17 protein-coding genes are annotated in these 20,505 nt (G+C 60.4%); 7 read left to right on the plus strand and 10 right to left on the minus strand.

Translation table 11 applies throughout. The features are described from left to right. Positions 1–10 precede the first annotated feature (10 nt). Positions 11–622, plus strand: coding sequence for an RDD family protein (locus ACOOHD_RS03785; RefSeq protein WP_420460235.1), 612 nt, complete (start codon positions 11–13; stop codon positions 620–622). On the opposite strand, the gene ACOOHD_RS03790 is transcribed toward ACOOHD_RS03785, so the two are convergent. The 4 genes from ACOOHD_RS03790 to ACOOHD_RS03805 form a co-directional block, all read right to left on the minus strand. After that, complete coding sequence (locus ACOOHD_RS03790; RefSeq protein ID WP_420460236.1) at positions 599–1,528, minus strand: DUF4249 domain-containing protein; 930 nt, start codon at positions 1,526–1,528, stop codon at positions 599–601. The genes ACOOHD_RS03785 and ACOOHD_RS03790 overlap by 24 nt on opposite strands. A gap of 40 nt (positions 1,529–1,568) precedes the next feature. Continuing rightward, positions 1,569–4,244 (minus strand): TonB-dependent receptor, encoded by a 2,676-nt coding sequence (locus ACOOHD_RS03795; RefSeq protein ID WP_420460237.1) that lies wholly within the window; start codon positions 4,242–4,244, stop codon positions 1,569–1,571. A 12-nt stretch (positions 4,245–4,256) separates the two neighbouring features. Continuing rightward, positions 4,257–5,129, minus strand: a complete 873-nt coding sequence (locus tag ACOOHD_RS03800) for a FecR family protein (protein WP_420460238.1) — start codon at positions 5,127–5,129, stop codon at positions 4,257–4,259. A gap of 114 nt (positions 5,130–5,243) precedes the next feature. Next, a complete protein-coding gene (locus ACOOHD_RS03805) occupies positions 5,244–5,822 on the minus strand; it encodes an RNA polymerase sigma-70 factor (RefSeq protein ID WP_420460239.1) in 579 nt (192 codons plus the stop codon). A 104-nt stretch (positions 5,823–5,926) separates the two neighbouring features. On the opposite strand from ACOOHD_RS03805, the gene ACOOHD_RS03810 reads away from it, so the two are divergent. After that, positions 5,927–7,510, plus strand: coding sequence for an alanine/glycine:cation symporter family protein (locus tag ACOOHD_RS03810; protein ID WP_420460240.1), 1,584 nt, complete (start codon positions 5,927–5,929; stop codon positions 7,508–7,510). A gap of 5 nt (positions 7,511–7,515) precedes the next feature. On the opposite strand, the gene ACOOHD_RS03815 is transcribed toward ACOOHD_RS03810, so the two are convergent. After that, entirely contained in the window at positions 7,516–8,343 is an 828-nt protein-coding gene (locus tag ACOOHD_RS03815) for a phosphopeptide-binding protein (protein WP_420460241.1), read from the minus strand. A 73-nt stretch (positions 8,344–8,416) separates the two neighbouring features. Between ACOOHD_RS03815 and ACOOHD_RS03820 the strand changes: the two genes are divergently transcribed. Next, positions 8,417–10,537, plus strand: a complete 2,121-nt coding sequence (locus ACOOHD_RS03820) for a heavy metal translocating P-type ATPase (protein WP_420460242.1) — start codon at positions 8,417–8,419, stop codon at positions 10,535–10,537. 49 nt (positions 10,538–10,586) lie between these two features. Next, positions 10,587–12,326, plus strand: coding sequence for a hypothetical protein (locus ACOOHD_RS03825; RefSeq protein ID WP_420460243.1), 1,740 nt, complete (start codon positions 10,587–10,589; stop codon positions 12,324–12,326). Here the strand turns inward: ACOOHD_RS03825 and ACOOHD_RS03830 are convergent. Together ACOOHD_RS03830 and ACOOHD_RS03835 are read right to left on the minus strand one after the other, a co-directional pair. Continuing rightward, on the minus strand, positions 12,292–13,071 hold the full coding sequence (locus ACOOHD_RS03830) for an OmpA/MotB family protein (RefSeq protein ID WP_420460244.1): 780 nt from the start codon (positions 13,069–13,071) through the stop codon (positions 12,292–12,294). The two genes, ACOOHD_RS03825 and ACOOHD_RS03830, sit on opposite strands and share 35 nt — an antisense overlap. Before the next feature lie 25 nt (positions 13,072–13,096). Next, the gene (locus ACOOHD_RS03835; protein WP_420460245.1) at positions 13,097–13,909 is read right to left on the minus strand and encodes a Smr/MutS family protein; all 813 of its coding nucleotides are present in this window, start codon (positions 13,907–13,909) and stop codon (positions 13,097–13,099) included. Positions 13,910–14,011: 102 nt separating this feature from the next. Here ACOOHD_RS03835 and ACOOHD_RS03840 point away from each other — a divergent pair, with 102 nt between their 5' ends. Continuing rightward, positions 14,012–14,662 (plus strand): class I SAM-dependent methyltransferase, encoded by a 651-nt coding sequence (locus ACOOHD_RS03840; RefSeq protein WP_420460246.1) that lies wholly within the window; start codon positions 14,012–14,014, stop codon positions 14,660–14,662. An 8-nt stretch (positions 14,663–14,670) separates the two neighbouring features. On the opposite strand, the gene ACOOHD_RS03845 is transcribed toward ACOOHD_RS03840, so the two are convergent. Beyond that, the gene (locus tag ACOOHD_RS03845) at positions 14,671–15,459 is read right to left on the minus strand and encodes a sterol desaturase family protein (RefSeq protein WP_420460247.1); all 789 of its coding nucleotides are present in this window, start codon (positions 15,457–15,459) and stop codon (positions 14,671–14,673) included. A gap of 5 nt (positions 15,460–15,464) precedes the next feature. Continuing rightward, entirely contained in the window at positions 15,465–15,935 is a 471-nt protein-coding gene (locus tag ACOOHD_RS03850; protein WP_420460248.1) for a DUF2059 domain-containing protein, read from the minus strand. On the opposite strand from ACOOHD_RS03850, the gene ACOOHD_RS03855 reads away from it, so the two are divergent. Further along, a complete protein-coding gene (locus tag ACOOHD_RS03855) occupies positions 15,927–16,832 on the plus strand; it encodes a glycerophosphodiester phosphodiesterase family protein (RefSeq protein WP_420460249.1) in 906 nt (301 codons plus the stop codon). The two genes, ACOOHD_RS03850 and ACOOHD_RS03855, sit on opposite strands and share 9 nt — an antisense overlap. 113 nt (positions 16,833–16,945) lie before the next feature. Then, on the plus strand, positions 16,946–18,688 hold the full coding sequence (locus ACOOHD_RS03860) for a glycoside hydrolase family 113 (protein WP_420460250.1): 1,743 nt from the start codon (positions 16,946–16,948) through the stop codon (positions 18,686–18,688). On the opposite strand, the gene ACOOHD_RS03865 is transcribed toward ACOOHD_RS03860, so the two are convergent. Next, positions 18,675–20,483 carry a hypothetical protein gene (locus ACOOHD_RS03865; RefSeq protein ID WP_420460251.1) on the minus strand — a complete coding sequence of 603 codons (1,809 nt, stop codon included), beginning with the start codon at positions 20,481–20,483 and terminating at the stop codon, positions 18,675–18,677. The two genes, ACOOHD_RS03860 and ACOOHD_RS03865, sit on opposite strands and share 14 nt — an antisense overlap. Positions 20,484–20,505 lie beyond the last annotated feature (22 nt).

The following is a 20,505-nucleotide window of genomic DNA, read 5'->3' on the forward strand; positions in this document are numbered from 1 at the left end:
AGCTAGCCACGTGATCACTACCAACAGCTACACCGACCTGCCCGATCCCACCACGGTACCCACCGTGGGATTTTTGCCGCGTTTTCTGGCCTGGTTCATCGACCAGGTCGTGCTACTAGTCCTCATCTTTCCCACCTACTACGTCATGGTGGTTCGGCCGAATCTGAGTGTTGTTGTTGCTATCTGGGTATTGCAATTTCTCTACAAGCCCCTGACGGAAGCCCGCTTCGGCGCCACGGTGGGCAAATGGTTACTCAAGCAGCGGGTGGTCGACCGGCATACCTACTACCGCATCACACTCAATCAGAGCTTTGTGCGCTACCTGCCCTTCGCCGTATCGCAATTTGCCTCGTTGTTTGTGCTCATTCGTGCATTCGACTCCTCGGAGCTTGCCGAGGTAGCTGACCTACAGCGTTACGTCAATTTTATCACCTACTACCCGCTGAACCAGAGCTTTGCCGTCAACCTATGCAACAACTTTCCGGTGTTCTCCTCGGTCTGGATGATCCTCGATCCCTGGAGTAGAGCGCTGCACGACCGCTGGGCGGAAACCTTTGTAACCCGTAAGCTGCCCACTGTTCCCGTTCAACGTGATCCCCTAGAGCGAGGCGACGAGTTGTAAGGCTAGCTGCACCGAGGTATAACCGGCGAATATGCCCAATCCGCTACTTACGTTGTTGAACAGAATGATGGGCTCCTGTAGTCCTCCGCTCACGCCACTCAGGTCGGGCCCGAGGCTGCGTTGAAAGTAGTAGTATTCGGGACTGACCGTCCGCAGCTCCGCAACGATCTCCCCGAGTAGCTCCTGCCGCGGGTCAAGGTAACTCCGTAGATGCACCTGCACCCCGCCGCGCGGTCCCCGATCCTGTAGCAGCACGCTAATTGTCTCGGCCTGGCCGGCCTCGTACGCCGGCGTACTCACCGTTTTGAGGTAGGGCGACATCCGGATCGTGTCCCCGTCGTCGCTTAACTTATACGGCGTTACCCGCTGGTACACGCGCAAATCGTAATAATTGACCTCGTGGTCCGGATCGGCGTACTCCACCAGCAGCGTGAAGTCGTAGGTCAGCTTATTGTCCGCCACGGCACTGCTGAGGGTTACGATCTGTAGTCCGGTCAGTTGTACCGGTTCCGGTATACTGCTGACGGCGGTTACCGGATCGTATCCCGGGGCCCTGACGTGGACCGTGTAGCGCTGACCTACCTGCGGGCGAAAGTGCTTCGTGCGGTAGTGGCCTCCTAGGCCCCCGCTCTCATCGGTGTGATAGTCAAGTTCCTCGGCCAGTTCATCTCCCTCGTAGAGGGTGACCACCGCATCGGTGATCGCGGCGGCCACCGGACCACCAACCGGCCGCGTGGCGGAGATCCGTAGACTGACCGGCTCGCCGGGAAGGAAATTGGAGTTGATTACCAGCCGGCTCTTGGTTTGCTCGATAGTGAGCTCGACCGGCTCTTCGCACGATAGGAGTACCAGACCACCCACAAGAGCGGCCGCCACCCGAATAACCGTAAGGAAGCGCGCTGGCATGAAAGTAAAAATACGCCTTTGTACGCTATCTTCCAAAGACCTACCGTCCGCTCCCCGAAATGGTGAGCTGGTAACTCAGCGTGGGTAGTAGGGGGGCGATGTAGATTTGCAGGTAGCTCTGCGTCTCCTCCGGAAGCCGATTGTCCCGCACCGTCCATTCCCTGCGCGTATCGTAATACACCGGGTTGTGCCGGTCGTAGGCATTGTAAAGCCCCACGTCCAGCGAGTGGGTAAAGCGACCGCTTTTGCTGCCCAGGATGGTGTGTAGGTTGATGTCCAGGCGGTGATTGGGCTTGAGGCGGTAGCCGTTACGCTCATTCGTTACGGGCAGATCAGGACCGTTCGGATCGGTGAAGTTGTCGACCAGTTCGGTGCTCAGGCTATAGGCCAGGCCGGTCTCGAAGCGCCAGCTACCGGTCAGCGTCGTGCGCTCTCCGAGCTGATAAATTAAAAGAACGTTAAGGGCGTGCCGGCGGTCGTAACGGAAGGGAAAAAGATTGCCCTGGTTGATCTCGCGGCCGAACCTGCGCTCACTCCGCGCTAGGGTATAACTCAACCAGCCCCGCAGTTTGCCCCGGTTCCGTTGCAGTAGCATTTCCAACCCGTAGGCCCGCCCCCTGCCCTGACTGAGGTTGTTTAACCAGCTCATGCTGGTTTGTCCCCCCTCGGCATATGACACCAAATTGCGCATCCGCCGGTAGTATAGCGTGCCCTCCAAACTCCAGGCCGCATCCGGTCGGTGCTTCAGTTTTCCACTAAACTGCTGCGCGGTCGCCGGTGCAATGCTCCGGGTGGAGGGCACCCAAAGATCGCTGGGCAGTCCGATGATGAAGCTGTTCAGTAGGTGGACCTGCTGCACGGTACGGTCATAACTCAGCTGCCAGTCGGTCCGCTCGCTCACCGGTCCGGCCAGTAACAGGCGGGGGGAAAGCGAAAGGAAGCTCTTGCCGTCGTTCCGCCAGACGCTGGTCCGTAGGCCGAAGCGATAGTGTACGTTATTCAGCCGACCCTCCTGCGAGCCGTAGGCTACTACCTGCAGGGGGCGGTGCACGGTATCGGCCAGGCTTTCCTGGGCGGTAGCAAAGGTTTCCAGGCTCACTTTTCCACTGGCCAGTCGTGGGTCGAAGCGGTGGGTCGCCGCTTCGACGCCAAAGCGCAGTAGGCTGTTGCTACCCATCGTGTACTGCCCGTCGAAGGCTAGTCCCAGTTGGCGAATCCCCGAATTATAGTGGCCACTGTAAATCGAGCCTGCTACGTCACGATTTTTCACCTCGGTGAGGCTATCGTAGCGCTCGAAGGCCGACTCTGTGGCAAGATTGGAATAGCTCAACCGGAAATTGCCGAAGGTGCGGTCATTAAAGACGTGGTTATAGCGCAGGGCAGCGACGGTGGTACCCCACTGGACTAGCTCGCGGCGGCTGTAGACTTTGGAGTGTTTGAACACCGTCTCGCCGGAAACCACCGGTTCCAGGGTATCGCGTTGTACACTAAGGTTGGCGTAGTCATCGAGGCCGGAGTAGACGCTGAGGTACACGCGTCCCCGCTTGCCGGCGCGCTGGTTGACCTTTAGATTCAGGTCGTATACCGTGTAGTCCGTAAAGCCGCTTTTTCCCCTTCTGAATTTATACTCCTCGCTAAAGCGGCGCAGTAGGTTGCCGGCCCAGAAGTAGCGCCCCGTCAGCAGGAAGGAACTTTCGCCCTCCTGGATCGGCCCCTCCGCGGCTACCTGCGTGGACAGCAGTGTGGTGCCGATCGTAAACTCGTTTTGGTAAAGGTTGCCGTCGCGGGTATGTACGTCCAGTACGCCGCCGATGCGGCCCCCGAAGCGGGCGGGTAGGGCATCCTTATACAAATCGATACGGCGAATTGCCTGGTTACTAAATATGCTCAGTAGCCCACCCGCATGACTTAGACTGTAGACCGGTACCCCATCGAGTAGGATCAGGTTGTGCCCGGCTTCGCTGCCGCGGATGAACACGCCGCCTACCCCGTCCGATCCCGATGTCACACCGGGCAGCAGACGAGCGAGTTGAAGCGGGTCGTCCTCACCACCCGGGCCACCGAGCTGGGCTACCTCCGCCCGCCCGATGCGGGTACCGGTCTCCAGGTAGGATCCGGTTTCGGAGACCGTCCCGTTCGCCGTTACGATAATTTGGGGCAGCTCGCGGTTTTGTTCGAGCCCCAGCTCGAGTAGACTGTCACTGCGCAGCACGAATTCCAATTCCACGGGTGAATAACCTACGTAGGTCACCCGCAACCGATGCCGACCGCCGGGGGTCGGTAGGGTATAGAAGCCGTATTCGTTGGTGTGGGTACCGACTGCCTCACCGGCCAGTTGGACGGTTGCACCGATCAGCCGCTCGCCACTGCGCGCGTCGGTAACTGAACCGTAGAGATTAAAGGATCGACTGTGTAGGTTAGGATCGAGTAAGACGAGGTAGCCAGCCGCTCCCCGTTGGTAGCTCAGTTCCGTATCGCGGAGCAGAAAGTTGAGCCAGCGGTCGAGGGTACGCCTGCCGCCAGGTACGCGAATAGCTAGGTCAGGGAGCTGATCCGGGCGGTAGCTCAAATTTGCGCCCGCCTCGTTGAGTTTGATGAGGGCTTTTTCCAGGGGCATGACCCGGCGGGGAAGGCCGTACCGCTCACTATCGGACTGCGCGGTAAGGAAAAGGGGGACGACCGCCAGCAAAAGCAAGAGTAAGCGGGGCCGGATCATGGGGGTAGGGGTTTACTCCGTACAGGGACCGCTGAGCTCGTAATGCTTGCCGGTATCGTCGAGGGCGCGCAGGGTGGCCCCACCCAGCTTTGCTATATCGGCCAGTACGGCACCTGCGTCCCCGCCCCGGTAATTGCCGCTTACCGTATAGTGGCAGGCCTGATCGTTGGCCCAGGTACAGCGGATGGCCCAGTTGTCGTAGAAATAGGTGAGGGCCTCATCAATCGGCGTATGATCGAATTTGAGCTCGCCGGTACGCCAGGCGTGGTGGTTTAGATTAGGAGCGGGCTTGTGTACCATGGGCTGACCGGGAGCGATCAGGCCGCATTCGTTAGCGGCTACTTGCATGGACTTGCCATCCTGCTCCAGCACGACGGCTCCCTGAGAGACTTCTACCTCCATGAGTGCACCGTCGGTACGCAGGTTAAAGGCCGTACCCGTGACGCGAAGTTCTCCCCCACCGTGCCGGACCAAAAAGGGGCGGGTAGCATCGGGGTGCACCTCGAAGTACGCCTGACCGCTCAACTCCAGGTCTCGCGCACTTACATCATAAGTGGTGGGGTCGTAGCTGGCCGACGCGCCCTGCTGAAGGGTGATGCTGCTGCCGTCGGGTAGGGTAAAGGTTGCCTGGGCCCGGTCGGGATTGCTCAGGTGGGTGCGACCATCGCCCTGGAGAAAAAACACGGCCAGGCAGGCAACAATCACGGCTACGGCGGCGGCAATACTGAACCACCGACGGCGGGAAGTGGGCCTGGAACGGGTGGGCAGCGGACGCACCACCGTCATCTCCGCATGGAGCCGGCGGAGCCCCTGCTCGACGTCGGGGGTGAAATCCTCCCGGTAAGTAGTGACCAAGCGGTCGATGTCATCATTATTCAGGCTCATAACGCGGTGTGAGTGGTCGCTTCATGGGTAGGACCCCAAAGGTAGCTGCTGCCCCCCAAGGGGTGAGTCGCTTTTGGCCGGCTTTGGTCCGTTGGCTGACGGGGCGGTAGCAAATTAGGCATTCTGCGCGATTAAAAGGAGGACGAAAGCTAGCCATTCCCGGAGAAACTTATAGGCACGGGTCATCTGGTTTTCTACGGTCTTGACGCTGATGTCGAGCCCCTCGGCGATTTCACGGTGGCTCATATCCTCGACCTTGCTCATCACGAATACTAGTCGGCAGCGCTCCGGCAGCCGGTCGATGGCGCGGTGCAGGCGGTGGCTGAGCTCCTCGGTCTCCAGGGCCGCCCCGGGCTGGCTGCGCTCGTCGGCCGAGACCTCGGGCAGCTCGCCCTCGTCGACCGGCATCCGCTTTTTGTCGCGCAGGTAATTCAGGCTGCGGTTGCGCACGCTACGGCGCAGGTAGGGGCCGACGGCAGGGATTTCAGGAGGCAGCTTGGCGCGACGCGTCCAGAGCTTGGTGAACATCACCTGCACGATATCTTCGGCGGCCGCCTCGTCGCTCACGATGCGTAGGGCCACCCGGCAAAGGTCGACGTAGTGGCGGCGAAAGAGCGCATCGAGGGCCGCCGCCTCCCCCCGCCGCAGGGCGCTCAGGAGCTCGGAATCGGTGGCAGTAGGGGCGGTGGGCATAGCGGGTGCGTAAGGTACTGGCTTCTACGCAAAAGCCCCCGGGGGCGGTTTGTGCCTTTTACATAAGTTGCTACCTTGCGCTTTTCCCACACTACACTCCCCGTATGTACAAGCGCCTGCTCTCTACCCTCCTCTTGCTTATCGGTCCGTTGCTTCTCCTGGCGCAACCAGAAGAGGAGCTCATCGAAGAAGTTGGTACCAGCGGGGCAACCATCGACGAGCGGCTCCAGGCCATCTTCGAACCCGTCACGGCGGTGGTGGAGTCCATCGTGTTCTTCACCGTACCGGTGGGGGGGATCGAGATTCCCTTCGTACTGCCCTGGCTCATCGTCGGCGCTACGGTCTTCACCGTATACATGGGCTTCATCAACATCACGGGCTTCAAACACGCCCTGGACGTGGTGCGGGGCAAGTACGACGATCCCGACGACCAGGGGGAGGTGAGTCACTTCCAGGCGCTTACCGCGGCGCTATCGGGCACCGTGGGCGTGGGCAACATTGCCGGGGTAGCGTACGCCGTAGCACTCGGCGGCCCGGGAGCTACGTTCTGGATGATCGTGGCCGGCCTGCTGGGCATGACTTCGAAGTTCGTAGAATGTAGCCTGGGCGTGATGTACCGCGACGTCCACGCCGACGGTTCGGTATCCGGCGGACCGATGTACTACCTCGACAAAGGACTGAAGGAAAAGGGCCCCGGCTGGGCTACGCTCGGCAAGGTGCTGGCCGTGATGTTTGCCATCGCCTGTATCGGCGGCAGCTTCGGGGGCGGCAATATGGTGCAGATCAACCAGGCTACGCAGCAGCTTACCGAGGTCACGGGTGGCACGGAGAGCTTCTTCTACGGGCGGGGCTGGATCTTCGGCCTGGCTATGTCCATCACCGTAGGCTTGATCATCCTGGGTGGTATTAAGAGTATCGCCAAGGTCACCGACAAGGTGGTACCCTTCATGGTCGGTATTTACGTACTAGGTGCGTTGGTCGTACTGGCCTACCACATTACCGACATCCCGGCGGCTTTTGCCACCATCCTCGGGGGAGCCTTCAATGCGGATGCCCTCTACGGTGGCATCATCGGCGTACTGATCCAGGGCTTCCGCCGGGCGGCCTTCAGTAACGAGGCGGGCGTGGGGTCGGCCTCGATCGCCCACTCAGCGGCCAAAACCGACGAGCCCATCAGCGAGGGGGTCGTGGCCCTGCTGGAGCCCTTCATCGATACGGTGGTGATTTGCACCATGACCGCCCTGGTCATCATCATTACGAACTACGGCGGCTACGGTGCCGAGCTGGCCTTTGAGAACAAAGTCAACGACGCCGTAGGGGATATCACCCTCACCTCCGCGGCTTTCGAGAGCGTCATCAGCTGGTTCCCCCTAGTGCTGGGGGTAGCGGTTATTCTCTTCGCCCTGTCCACGATGATCAGCTGGTCGTACTACGGCCTGAAGTGCTGGACCTACCTCTTAGGCGAGTCTAAAACCAACGAGGCCATCTACAAGGTGATCTTCTGCATCTTCGTCGTCATCGGCTCGGCGATCTCGGCCAGTGCAGTATTTGACTTCGGGGATGCCATGATCTTTGCCATGTGTTTTCCCAACGTTGCCGGACTGTATATCCTGATGCCGAACGTACGACGGGCCCTGACCAGCTACATGAGCCGGATCAAAAGTGGGGAGATCACTCGCTTTGAGTAAGCGGCCTACTTTCCGGTGGCCTCCTCAGCGGGAAGAGCCTCCAGGGTGAAGGTGCGGCGCACGGGATTTAACGGAGCATCCACGATGCTGTCGCCGCGCATCAGGGTGAGCGTCACGGTATTCTCCCCCATGGGCAGTCCCTCGATAAAGTAAGGCTTCCACTCGTCGATCATGAACTCCTTGCCGTTGATGGTGGCCTGGACCTGGTACTCATCTCCGAGCTCTACGTTGACGGGGTAGAAATCGAGCATGACGTTCTCAGTCTCTTTCTTACCGACGTAGTTACCCTTCGGGCGGCTGTAGAACAGCATCGGATCGGTGATCTCGGTGGGCTGGTCGAACCCTCCGTTCATCACGTTGGCCATGACGGCGCGGTGGGCGGCGGGTGTTTTGATGGATTCGTGGTAGCTACGGCTCAGGAAGGTGAGGATATAGTGCTGGCCGTCGGACATATCCTGCTCGAAGGTGGGCTCGTACTTGGCGATGTAGGGCTCGTTGTCGATGATGAGGTGAATGTGCTGCCCCTGGGCGGAGTTGGCGCACATGATGTCATCGGCATCCGGGGTTTGCTTGGCAAACTCGTACTCACTGACCTCGTAGTTGAAGGTAGCTCCCCGGTACGTCCAGTCATCGATGCTGGCGTTGGGGAAGTCGGTCGACTCGGGAAAGTCCGTGAGGGTAATGTTCTCACTGCCGGGGTTGCCGTCGCCGATCAGGTCGCGGCCGTGTTCTTCCTCGACACCGCCCTGGTCCATGTCCATTTCCTTGGTGTCGCCACCGCAGGCATATACGAATAGGGCGAGGAGTAAAAGGAGGGGAGATAGCGTCTTCATGTGCTGTAAGTTGTGGTAACTGTTTACGCCCGTGGGGCGTTCCCAGTAGAAAGCAAATCAATCGCTTTAGTTCGTGAGTAGCCATACCGACATTGTAGAACTCCGGGTTGACGGGATGGACTGCAACAACTGCGCGCAGTCGATCCATCGCTACCTCGAGCGCCAGGGACTGGAGGACGTCTTGGTCAATTTCCAAACCCGCGAGGTACGTTACCGCCGCGATGACGCTGCCGCCGACGCCGCTACCATCCGGGCGGGTATTCACAAGCTCGGATTTCGGGTAGTGGACGATGCGGCTTCCGAATCCGTCCCTTCTTGGGGGCTCACCGCACAGCAACGGTTGCTCATTTGTGCTGCCCTTACCCTGCCCCTCCTGCTCGGCCACTTCCTCATGGTCGCCGGTCTTAACGTATCCTGGCTGGAAAACGGCTGGACCCAGTTTGCCCTGGCCCTGCCCGTCTATCTCATCGGCGGACTTCACTTCGGCCGCTCCACCCTCGCCGGATTACGCGAGCGCCTGCTCAATATGGACGTGCTGATCTTCCTGGGCGCAACGGCCGCTTTTGTCTACAGTATGATCGGCCTAGCGCTCCGGGAGCCCCGCTTTTACTTCTTCGAAACCGCCGCTACCATTATCACCCTGGTGCTGGTCGGCAACTGGTTGGAGGCCCGGGCCGTGCAGCGTACCACCACGGCCATTGGTGCCCTCACCGCGCTACGTCCCGAGCGCGTCACCGCCGTCATGCCCAGCGGCACCCTAGTACAACTCCCCGTCGAGCAGGTGCGGCCGGGGACGCAGGTGCGGGCCAACACGGGCGACAAAATTCCGCTCGACGGCATCCTCCGCCAGGGTGGGGTAGCGGTGAACGAATCGATGCTCACCGGAGAAAGCCTACCGGTAGAGAAAACAATTGGCGATACGCTGCTCGGCGGAAGTCTGGTGGTCTACGGCCAGGCCACCCTGGAGGTGACGCGTGCTTACCGCGACGGCACCCTGGCGCGGATCATCGATCTGGTCAAGACCGCCCAGGCGGATAAGCCAGAGTTACAGCGACTGGCCGATCGGATCAGTGCGATTTTCGTACCGGTAGTGATCGGCATCAGCGTACTGACCTTCCTCATCGGCTGGTTGACCGGCTACGCCACCCCTACCCAGGCGCTGATGAATGCCATCGCGGTGCTACTCATTTCCTGTCCCTGCGCCATGGGCCTAGCCACCCCCACCGCCGTTATGGTCGGGGTAGGGCGACTTGCCAGGGCGGGCGTGCTCATCCGGGGGGGGAGCACGGTAGAAAAGCTGGCCGGTATCAAAACCATGGTCTTCGACAAGACCGGCACCCTGACCACCGGGGCCCTTAGAGTGGGCGACTACCGGGTAGCCAAGGGACAGGATCCTACGCTGGTTAGCAGACTGATCTTCGAGCTCGAAGGCTACAGTTCCCACCCCATCGCGAGCTCCATCCGCGACTTTTTGCGGAAGCAGGAACTGGCTGACCCACAGCGTAAAGCCTACCGAGCCTTTGCCGGTGCGTACACGGTACACGAGACGGCGGGTAGCGGCATCACGGCTGGCGCCTTCTTCCTGGGTGCTTCCGGTGGCGTCGACGAGCAGGCCGATGTGGTGCTTACCCGTGACGGCGAGCTAATGGCTTCGTTCACCCTGGTAGATGAGGTGCGGGAGGGCGCCGCAGCGGTAATTGACTCCCTGCGCAAGGAAGGCGTCGAGGCCGTCATGCTCACGGGCGATCGCCAGCAAAAGGCCGACCGCCTCGCCCGCACCGTCGGTATCGAAACGGTGCACGCCGGCCAGCGCCCCGACCAAAAGCTCGCACGCATCACCGCACTGAGCCAATCGCAGCCCACCGCCATGGTCGGTGACGGAATCAACGACGCTGCCGCCCTCAGCCGGGCCGACCTCGGCATCAGCCTGGGGGGCGCTAGCGCCGTTGCCCTCGACGCAGCCCAGGTCGTGCTGATGCGTGACGATATCTCGCTGCTGGTGCAGGCCCGTCACATCGCCGCACTGACCGTACGGACCATCCGTGAGAGTCTATTCTGGGCCTTCAGTTACAACATCGTGGCCATTCCCCTGGCAGCCCTAGGTTACCTCAACCCCATGTGGGCGGCCCTCTTTATGGCCTTTTCCGATGTGGTGGTGATTGGTAACGCCGTCCGCCTCAAGCACCGGCAATAGGTGGTGGGTATTAGGCGTTGGACGCTTTAAAGCGTCCAACGCCTGAGTCATGTCTATCCGCCGCCCCCTACTCGTCCTGTTCCTTTTGCTGCTGATCGCGCTGCCGAGCCTACTTGACGCCCAGCGCCGTCGCACCAGGGACGAACCCACCTGGCCCCCGGAGCGTGCCTATAGCCGCTTGTTTCTCGGCGGCGCGCTCCAGGATGTATTCGCCCGGCACTACGACTTTTGCGGCTTTACGAAGGCCGACGGAAAGCGCGATTACACTCCGCCCACCATCGAAAAGTTTCTCGGTCAGCGTAGCCTGCGCACCCGGGTGGAAAAGGCCGATATCCACGGCGGCAGCCTGATGAACTACGTGTTTACCGAGCGCGAGATCAGCGCCCCGCTGGATGCTATCCGCTATAGTCCTAGCAGTCTGCTCTACGTAGCTGACGGTGAGACCGGTACACTACCCGAGCCCCGCGATGGCTTCGATAGCTTCGTGCTCACCAAAAACTGCGGCGGCTACCTTAAGTCCGCCCTCGATGCCGGTCTCAAGCCCCCCTACGCCGCCTTTGCCGCGGCCCTTGACACCGATGCCAAACGCAGCAGTAGCGTCCTGGCGATGGCCGGTTCCTTTCAGAGCCCCCTAGCCGAGCAGCTCAGTGCCGGGGACGAGCGCACCACCGCCCTCATGGCCCGCCTCTGGCAGTTTTACCTGGAGCACCCCGAGTTTCGTGCCGGGGCCTACTACCTTCGCCAGTTCGAGGGCGTACTGATCAAGCACCTCACCGATGCCGAGGAGGTGATCGCCGCCGAGCAGTCCGTAGGGGTCAACGTTAACCTGCCCCTCAGCGCCAGCATCAACAGCAGCCTCACGCACCGCCGCGAGAACCAAAACAGCTTTTCGGCCAGCGACTGGGAAACCATCGTCTACACCGACTTCACCGGTCCCTATACACGCGAGGCCATGTTCGCCGCTCTGCCGGGCCCGGAGCAGCTCGCAGCGTATTTTGCCAGTTTACCCGCCGTAAGCGCCACCGCCGTCCCCCTGCGCGAGGCCGCTACCCACCGCCACTCCGTCGAGCTCGTCGGCCTGCCCGATGCCCTGGCCAATGCCGGCTGGACCATCGCCGATGTACGCGGCGGCGCCTACCGGGAGCGTCCCGAGTTATCCGTACTAGCCACCGAGGCGGGGCTCAACTTCACCGTACAGGGCCAGACCGAGCCATCGCTCTTTCAAGATAGTCAGCAGCAGGAACCGGTTACTGTCGCCTATGACCTTCTTCTACCCGCCAGGGACGGCATGCCGGAGCTCCGCATCCCCGTCCAGCAGCGCATGAATACTTCCGCCCACCCCCTGGTGGAGCTGGCCGGTACCCGCTTCGAACTGCGCCGGCGCAATAGCGGGGAATACGCTTTTCAGTGGCACCTCACGGTTAATGTCGAGGACCGCGAGAACCCCCTCGATGCGAGTGGCAACTTCACCGCCGGTAGCTTGCGGCTACACGGCAATCGGGGGGAAGTGCTCGCAGCCCGGGTGGTCAAAGCGAGCTACGATGCCCGCCGTACGGTACTCACCGTCACCCTGGAAAGCGAGCGCAGTTGGCCATTACGCGAGATCGACGACCGCCACATGCAGTCGCTGCCCGTCGAGACCGAGCTTATCCTGCCGGTGAAGGACGGCTACAGCGCCTGCCGCCGGCTTATCACCGCCCGGCTCGCCGTGCCCCGCATCGTAGTGGCACCCGCGGCCCCGCCCCTGGTGTTGCCTAGCCCGCCTGCGCTGGATCCTGCGCAAGGTTAAAGAACTCATCGAGGGCGGGGGTGATGACGATCTCCGTCCGCCGGTTCATGGCCCGGCCCTCGGGGGTGTTGTTGTCGCCGCGGGGGTCATTGTCGGCCCGGCCGGCAGCGGTGAGGCGAAAGGGATCCACACCAAATTCACTCACCAGTTGACGGACCACGGAGGCGGCCCGCATGGTGCTCAGCTCCCAGTTATCCTTGACCGAGCCGGTGTTGACGGGTACGTTATCGGTGTGGCCCTCCACGATGACGTCGATGTGCTGGTGGTCGTTGAGCACCCGGCTCACCTTATCGAGCACGTTGGACGCCTCGGGACTGAGCCGGCTCGATCCACTGGCGAAGAGCAGCCGGTCGCTGATACTCACAAAGACCTTGCCGCCGCGCACGTTGACCTGCACATCCTCATCGTTGATATCGTCGAGGCTTCGCTTCAGATTCTGTACCAGCGCCAGGTTCAGACTATCCTTACGCTGAATGCTCCGGTTCAGCTCGTTGACCCGTTCGGTCTGGCTGCTGAAGCCCTTGATGCTCTCGCGGATGCTGGTGGCACCCTCCTTAGAGATCACACTGAGGTCTTCCATGCGGGCCAGTAGGTCGCCATTGGTACGCTGCACGTTTTCGAGCTGGCTACGAATGAGCTGATTTTCACTCTCGGCGCTGCTGAGTTTGGTTTCCAACTCGGTGATTTTGGCCTTGTTACAGGAGCCGAGGGCGAGCAGCAGGACCAGGTAGGGGAGGGCTTTCATACGGTATCGGTTAGGGCGGGGTAAGTTACGATTCAAAGAGTACCTCGGTGGCCCCGTAGCCGTAGCGCGGGTGGTAGCTGTTGTGGAATTTGCGCACAAAGGGCACCGTCTCCAGCCGCTTGTGGATAGCCGCCTTGAGCACCCCATCGCCTACGCCGTGAATGATGTAGACCTGCTTCACGTCCAGCCGCAGGGCCTGATCGATGTAGTGATCAAACGCCCGGAGTTGGGTGGCGAGTACCTCCGCCTTCGGAATTCGGGCGGGATCGTCGACCAGCGCCGCAAGGTGCAGATCGAGGGTGCCCTGAAAATCTACGCGCGCCTGCAAATCAGCGGCCGGGGCCGCAGGTGCAACGGTCGTAGCGGTCTGCTTTTTTACCTGCGCCCGCGTCAATTCCCGGAGACTGGGCCCCGTACTGCGTTCTGCAACCGAGCTGGAATCGACGCGGGGAAACACCGTGTATAGGTGGGCACCCCGACTCAGCTGCGGCACCTCGCGGTAGCTGCTAAAAAACTGCTTGGGCTTGATCTTAAGTTGCTGGTAGTGCCGGGGTCCGGTACCGCCCTCGACGGCAGCGCGTACGTCGAGGTCAATGGTAAGGCGTTCATTCAGCCAGTGGTAAGCCACCTTTGTCAGTTGTAATTTCTCACCGGCGGGTAGGGGGCCGAATTTATTAAAGCGGCCGGTATCGCCCGTACGCACCTTCACCTCGAAGAGGATTTTATGGTCCGAGCCGTTGAGTAGGTAGAGTTGGTAGCTCTCCGGCTCGCCTTCCTGATTGAACACGGGGTCGAAAGCGAGGTGGACGCCGCCTGATTTACTGATTTTGTCATTCATCACTAGATACGTTTATGTGGGGCAACCGCCCTATAGTAAAGGCTCGGTGGTGAATCGATGTTGCATCCTACCCCGCACCGCAAAGTCAATACCTTACGCCCGATGAAGTGGCTGCTTACCCTCCGCTGGCGCACCGCCCAGTTCCTCGAACTACGCTGGTGGCAGTGGTACCTCCGGGGGCAGACGCCGACGCACTACCTGAGCAGCAAAAAAGCCTACTGGTGGCGATTGCTCGATCAATTGGATGTCACGATTATCGCAGGTGCCCACGTACTCGACGCAGGCTGCGGACCGGCGGGGGTGTTCACCTTACTACACGAGCGGCAGCGGGTGACCGCACTGGATCCGCTGCTCCCACGTTACGAGCGACTGTCCGTGTTTGCCGCCAACGAATATCCGGGCGTGCAGTTTGTACCGGAAGCCCTTGAAAAAACCGAACTCACCACTCCCTTTGACGTGATCTACTGCTTCAACGCCATCAATCACGTAGCGGACTGGGAAAAAAGTCTCGACACCCTGACGCGCCTGGCCCGGCCGGGTACCCAGCTCGTTATTTCCAGCGACGTGCACCGCCATGCTTGGCTACTGCCCCTCTTCCGCGGCCTACCCGGAGACGCGCTCCACCCCCAACAACACCTCGCGCCCCACTACACTGAAGCTTTAACTCGACGTGGATGGATCGTTGAACGCGAGGTGGAACTGCGAAGAGAACAAATCTTCAGTTACCGGGCCTGGGTTTGCACCTATACTTAAACCTACACCTAAGCCTCCGCCTTATCCTTAGCCTCCATCTTCCGTGTATACCGCTCGAACTGTTCGCGAAACTTTGGACTCTCCGTACCCATCCAGTGGTCCCAAAAGGTGAAGTATAACCCAAAGTTGTGGCGGGCCTGCTTGTGGTGGGCGTCGTGGTGGGTAGCGCCGATGAGTCCGCGCAGCAGGGGTAGCCGCGTCCAACTGGCGGGAAAGATTTCGATGCCGGCATGATTGATGGTGGCCGATAGCGTCATCACGGCCAGTAGCGTCAAAAATGCAAATGCGTGCAGGGGAATAACCAGCACGCTAAGGGGCAGAAACACGGCCTGTAGCACTGCCTCCGTAGGGTGGAAGCTGAACGCCGTCCAGGCCGTAGTCTCGATACTCTCGTGGTGCCAGCGGTGCACCCGCTCGTACACGCCGGGGCGGTGCATCCAGCGATGCATCCAGTAATAGTAGGTTTCCTGGGCGAGCAGGAACACTACCGGGCCGAGGAAGAGCCAGACCCAGTCCCGTGCCGTGTCGAGCTCCAGATAGAGCTTGGTCCACTCCTGTTGCCAGAGCACCAGGACGGAAATTCCGAAGGCGGCAAAGATAAGGGACACCACGGCGGATCGGCCCACCTCCCGTTGCACCTGCGCACCCGCTCCTACCTCGTAGTGAAAAATCCGGTGCCGAAACCGATCCCGCCACCGATTGCGCAGCAGGTAATGATAGCCCCCGCTGAAGGCCACGTAGCGCGCAAATATGATGACGAACAGGGCCGCTACCCAGAAAAGCCAGTGGCCGAGCATAGGCGTTATTCTTTTTCCATCGCCTCCTGCAGTCGCTCGCCGACCCGGGTGGCCATCGTGACACCCCACTGCTGGCCGGCGGCCATGCTTCGCTGCATGATGGTGCCCTGCTTAGCTACGATCTGCTGACCCAGGGGGCTGTCAAAGTAGGCGATTTGGTAGTCAATCTCCTCCTCCGTCATATTGTTGCGGTACACGGCGGTTAAATCGGGCAGGATGAGCTGCCAGCCCTCGCTGTGAATTTCGCGACTGAACTCATCCCAAAACTCCTCGGGTACCGCGCTGCTATCCATCTGCTGCCGCTGTATGGCCATCATATTGTCGACCGCACCAAGAAACTGGGCCTCGGCCCCGCTGAGCTCGAGCAGACGGGCTATCTTGGCATCTATACCGTCGGTTGCCAGGCTGTCGGTGGCTTGGGCCGAAACGAAACTGCTACCAGCCAGTAGAAAAACAAGAACGACGAAGTGCTTCATGGACTCAAATATACTGCCCTCCTGCTTCTGCTCTGCTGTAGCTCCAACCGTCACGCCGTGGCGGTGACCGCGAGTAGTCCTCCCTTCGACTGGCAGGGCCACCGCGGTGCCCGTGGCCTGCTCCCGGAAAACACCATCCCGGCCTTCCTGCGTGCCCTGAGCTACCCGCAGGTGGTCACTCTGGAGCTAGACGTAGTCATCTCGGCCGATGACCGGGTCGTCGTGAGTCACGATCCGTACATGGAGCCCACGATTTGCCAGACGCCGCAGGGAGACTCTATCACCGGACAGATCAGTCTACGCAAGCTGACCGTTACGGAGATTGCTGCCTACGACTGTGGACTGCGCCCTCACCCCCGCTTCCCGGAGCAGGCCCGCCGACCGGCCACTAAGCCTACCCTGGCCGCAGTATTTGCCGCAGTGGATCAGTACTGCGTACAGCAGGGCCGCCCCTCCCCCCGCTACAACATCGAGCTCAAATACCAGCCCGACTGGGAGCCGGAGCTGGTGCCCGACCGCGCTACGTTCGTCAATCTCGTGGTGGAGGATGTTCTGGCCTGGGGCCACCCCAATTTGGTTACCCTCCAGTGTTTTGATCCGCTCACCCTGGCCGTTATTCACGACCGCGATCCCGGTCTACAGCTGGCCTACCTCGATGAGGCGCCCGGTGGAGTAGCTGCTAAAATGGAGGCGCTCGGCTTCGTACCGGCGATCTACAGCCCCTGGGAGCAGCCCCTTACCCCGGCGGTGATCGCCGAGGCCAGGGCGCTGGGTATGCGCATTGTCCCCTGGACGGTCAACGAGGTGGCACGGATGAGCGAGCTACGTGAGCAGGGCGTTGACGGCATCATCACCGATTACCCCGACCGAATCGCCGAAGCGCTACGGGAGCAGTGACGCGGTTGCTACTATACCTCATACTGGCACTGTGCGGGGTCGCGGGTGCGATGCAGTGTAACCGGCAGGCGATCCCACCCACCGAAAGCAAGGCACCCCCCGACCGTAGGACGGTGCAGCGAGCTAATCTGCGGGCCAGTACGTGGCAGCTGATCGTCTGTTCTGCCGATTCGGCACTACTTGGCTGGGCCCGGGAAACGGTACGCCAGCGGCCACGGGACAAAAACCTGGTGCTGAGGGAGTGCGCAGATTATGATCCGACCTTGCCGGCCCTTGTTGTTGGGACCAAGCTGCCGGAGGGGTTGGGGCGGGCCCTCGGACCTACACTCGACGACTTGGGCTACACGGTAGGAGAACACTTAGTCATTCATAATTTACTGAGTCCACTCAACGCCTCGGATACCATGCCCGTGAGTGTCAGCCTGCGGATCGGTGAGGACCCCTCGGAGCTTGTGCGGGACTTACGCAGGGCCGCGACCGAAAACTGGTGGAGCATCTTCAGCGGGCAGTGGGCCTACGAGATTACCGCCAGTGATGGGACGCTGCGACTAGGTGACTACGAAAGTACGGGATGGTCCTACGATCGGCAACGCGAGATTGTGCTACCGCCGCCAGGTAAGCCGGTAAGGCAGGTGGATACCCTAAACTTTTACGCCCTAGATGGCGCTTCGCCGGATGTGATTGACAGTCTGCTCCCACGGTTGGAAGCCTATCGCGACTCCGTACCCCATCTGCGTGAAGTCTTCCTTTACCCCTCGGTCGAACGAATTGGACTGCGGCGCGGCGACATGGCCGCCGTGCAGTTCGGGGCGGGTCAACTACACTTAGTAGCCGATCAGCTCCTGTCCACCACCAAGGTGACGAACTCGCTCCCGAGCTTCTACGCCGGAATGACCTTCGCCCACGAGGGTTACCGCGTCTACAATGGCTACGGTGGCAGCGAGGTCGCCCCCTCACTCGATAGCCTCATGACGCTGAACATCAACGCCGTGTCTATCGTCCCTTACACCTATATGCCCGCTGCCGATCGCGTTGGCACACTGCCCATACCTACGGATGCAGGCTCCGAAAACGACGGGGCCGTTATCTACTCCATCCGGCAGGCGCAGGCACGCGATTTAGCCGTACTCCTCAAACCCCAAATATGGGTCGGAGGAGCCTGGCCGGGGCAGGTCGACTTCGCCACCGCAGCCGAGTGGGATCATTTTTTTACCACCTACGAACGCTGGATCACCCACTACGCCCGCATGGCCGAGCGCGAGGGGGTGGCCGCCCTCTGCATCGGCACCGAGCTCGTCCAGGCTACCCTAAAGCATCCCGACCGCTGGCGCGAGCTGATCGCCCGACTAAGGAAGGTGTACAGCGGTCAGTTGACCTACGCCGCAAACTGGGGACAGGAGTTTGAAAACATCTCCTTTTGGCGCGATCTCGACGTAATTGGACTTAACAGCTACTACCCCCTGGCCGGTACCGCTTCCGCGACCGACGTACAACTTACCGCAGCTGCCGCAAGGTGGATGCACCTAGCCGATAGTATCAGTACCGCTACCGATCGCCCCCTCTGGCTCACCGAGGTAGGGTACCGTTCGGTAGCGGGCGCCTGGATCAACCCCCACGCCGAGGCCGCAGACCGACCCGCCAGCGTGCGCGATCAGGAACGCAGCTACCGGGCCCTGCTTACCGCCGCTAGCGCCTCCAGTCGCCTCACCGGCATGTTCGTTTGGAAATGGCCCAGCTACCTGGGCTACGCCGACCGCTGGGACACGGAAGATCGTGGCTATACACCCGGGGGGAAGCCCGCGGCCGAGCTACTACGCGATTTCTATCTTGACCGCACCTTATCTAATCGAGAGTAACGATCACCAGATTATCCATGATTAAGGGGGGCTGGGCCGCCCCACCGTTCCATTCCAGTACCCCGACGGCGTCGGCTCCATCCCAGGGGGCACGTGCCTGAAGTTTGACCCTTCGTTGGGGTTCATCATTAAGCACCCGGTGCAGTCGGACGATATTTTCCTTAACTACCGCGCCGTCCCGGTGAAACCGCAGCACCAATTGCGCGCTGTTGTGAATATTCCAACGGGGTCCGCTACTGAGAAAGTCCGCCGATACCTCTACCCACTGCCGACGCGCCAGAGGAACTTCAATTTTGAACTCCGGGGTGTTCTGGACCGAGTCGGATACGCAGTAGCCCGCAGTCCCGGAAAAGGAAGCCAGCTGCGGACAGAGGCGGCCGTCCCCACCCTCGAAATTATTAATGTATAGAGTATCTACGCTAGTGGGCTGTCCGCGGTAGTACTCGGGATTATCGAGGAGCAAAAAATTATCGTTGTCCCGTTCGAAGGTAAATAGAGTACGCCAGTAGTACGCGCCGGTCATCCACTCCGTCACGAATAGCCCGCCCCGGTGAGCCTGGTGAGTAAACCAAAGATTATGGGCTACAAAAACGAGGCATACAGCCGCAAATAAGCTCCGCAAAACTGCCCGTCGCTCAGCCACCCAGGCTACCGTTGCGGCCAGCGCAAAGGCAAGTACCGGATAGGCCTGCACCATCGTCCGCTGTCCCAAACTTCCCCCGTACCACCAGATGCTCCAAGCGAAGGCCACGTAAATGAAAAGTGCCGTATGTAGCACGGGAGCTAGAAAAGTACCCTGCCGCCGCAGGTAAAGCGGTAAAAACCCGAGCAGCGCAAACCACATCACCGGCGTGTAGGTCAACCAGCCCGCCTTGTAGCTAAACATCCCTTCGCGAATGTGCGGACGCAGCCAGTCAAACCCCTGATCCTGGTAGCTGTACACCATCCAGTCTCCGGAAGCATAGTGCCAGTACACTAGCTGCAGCAAGCCCACCGCCAGGCATAGCACAGCCGCCAGCCCAATCTTCGCACCATTTTGCCCGAAGAAGACGAGTCTCTGCTGCAGAGCCTCCCGATCGATCCCCACTCCCCAAAAGACCGGAATCAGTACGGCAAGTACCTCGGTAGGACGCACCAGGGCCATCAGACCTACGAGCAATCCGATACCAGCAAATTTAGTCCACCGAGGCCGAGGCCGACGGTACAGCCGGTCGCTGAGCAAAATTAGTAGCGCGTAGAGCGTGAACAGGTAGTTGTGCGTCAACGCTCCGTCGATCGCGCTATAGTTGAGGTAGTTCGTTGCAAAGGTGATCAGCAGCAGGGTCACGGCCACCACCCCGTCGGTGTAGTACCTACGCAGCACGCGGCACAGGAGGTAAAGTCCCAGAAAGCTGAAGCATAGCGCACTGAGCGATACTCCCAGTTGGTAGGGTAGGGAAAAGCCGTCCGCGGGGTAAGTCTTACTCGCGGTTGCATACGCATGGGCTAAACCGAAAAAGGGAGCGTACAACAGCGACTGCCCCAGACTATATTTCATTACCCGGTCCCCATCTGGCGTCGTGAACGCCTGATACGGATCGTCGGTCGGCCGGTACTGCGCGATGACATCCGGCAGAAACTTCAGCTCACGCAGGTCGTGGTAGATGAACACCGCCGGCAGGTACATATAGTACCCTGACACATCGTAGCTAATCGTAGCCTCCCCTGCGGGCTGCTGCCACTTCGGATAATACAGGTGGGTAGCTACAATAAGCAGATAGCAAACCAGCAGGGCGGCACAAGATCTACGCTTCACACCCCCGAAGGTAGCTGACCGA

Source organism: Neolewinella sp. (assembly GCF_965214665.1).
GTDB lineage: Bacteria > Bacteroidota > Bacteroidia > Chitinophagales > Saprospiraceae > Neolewinella.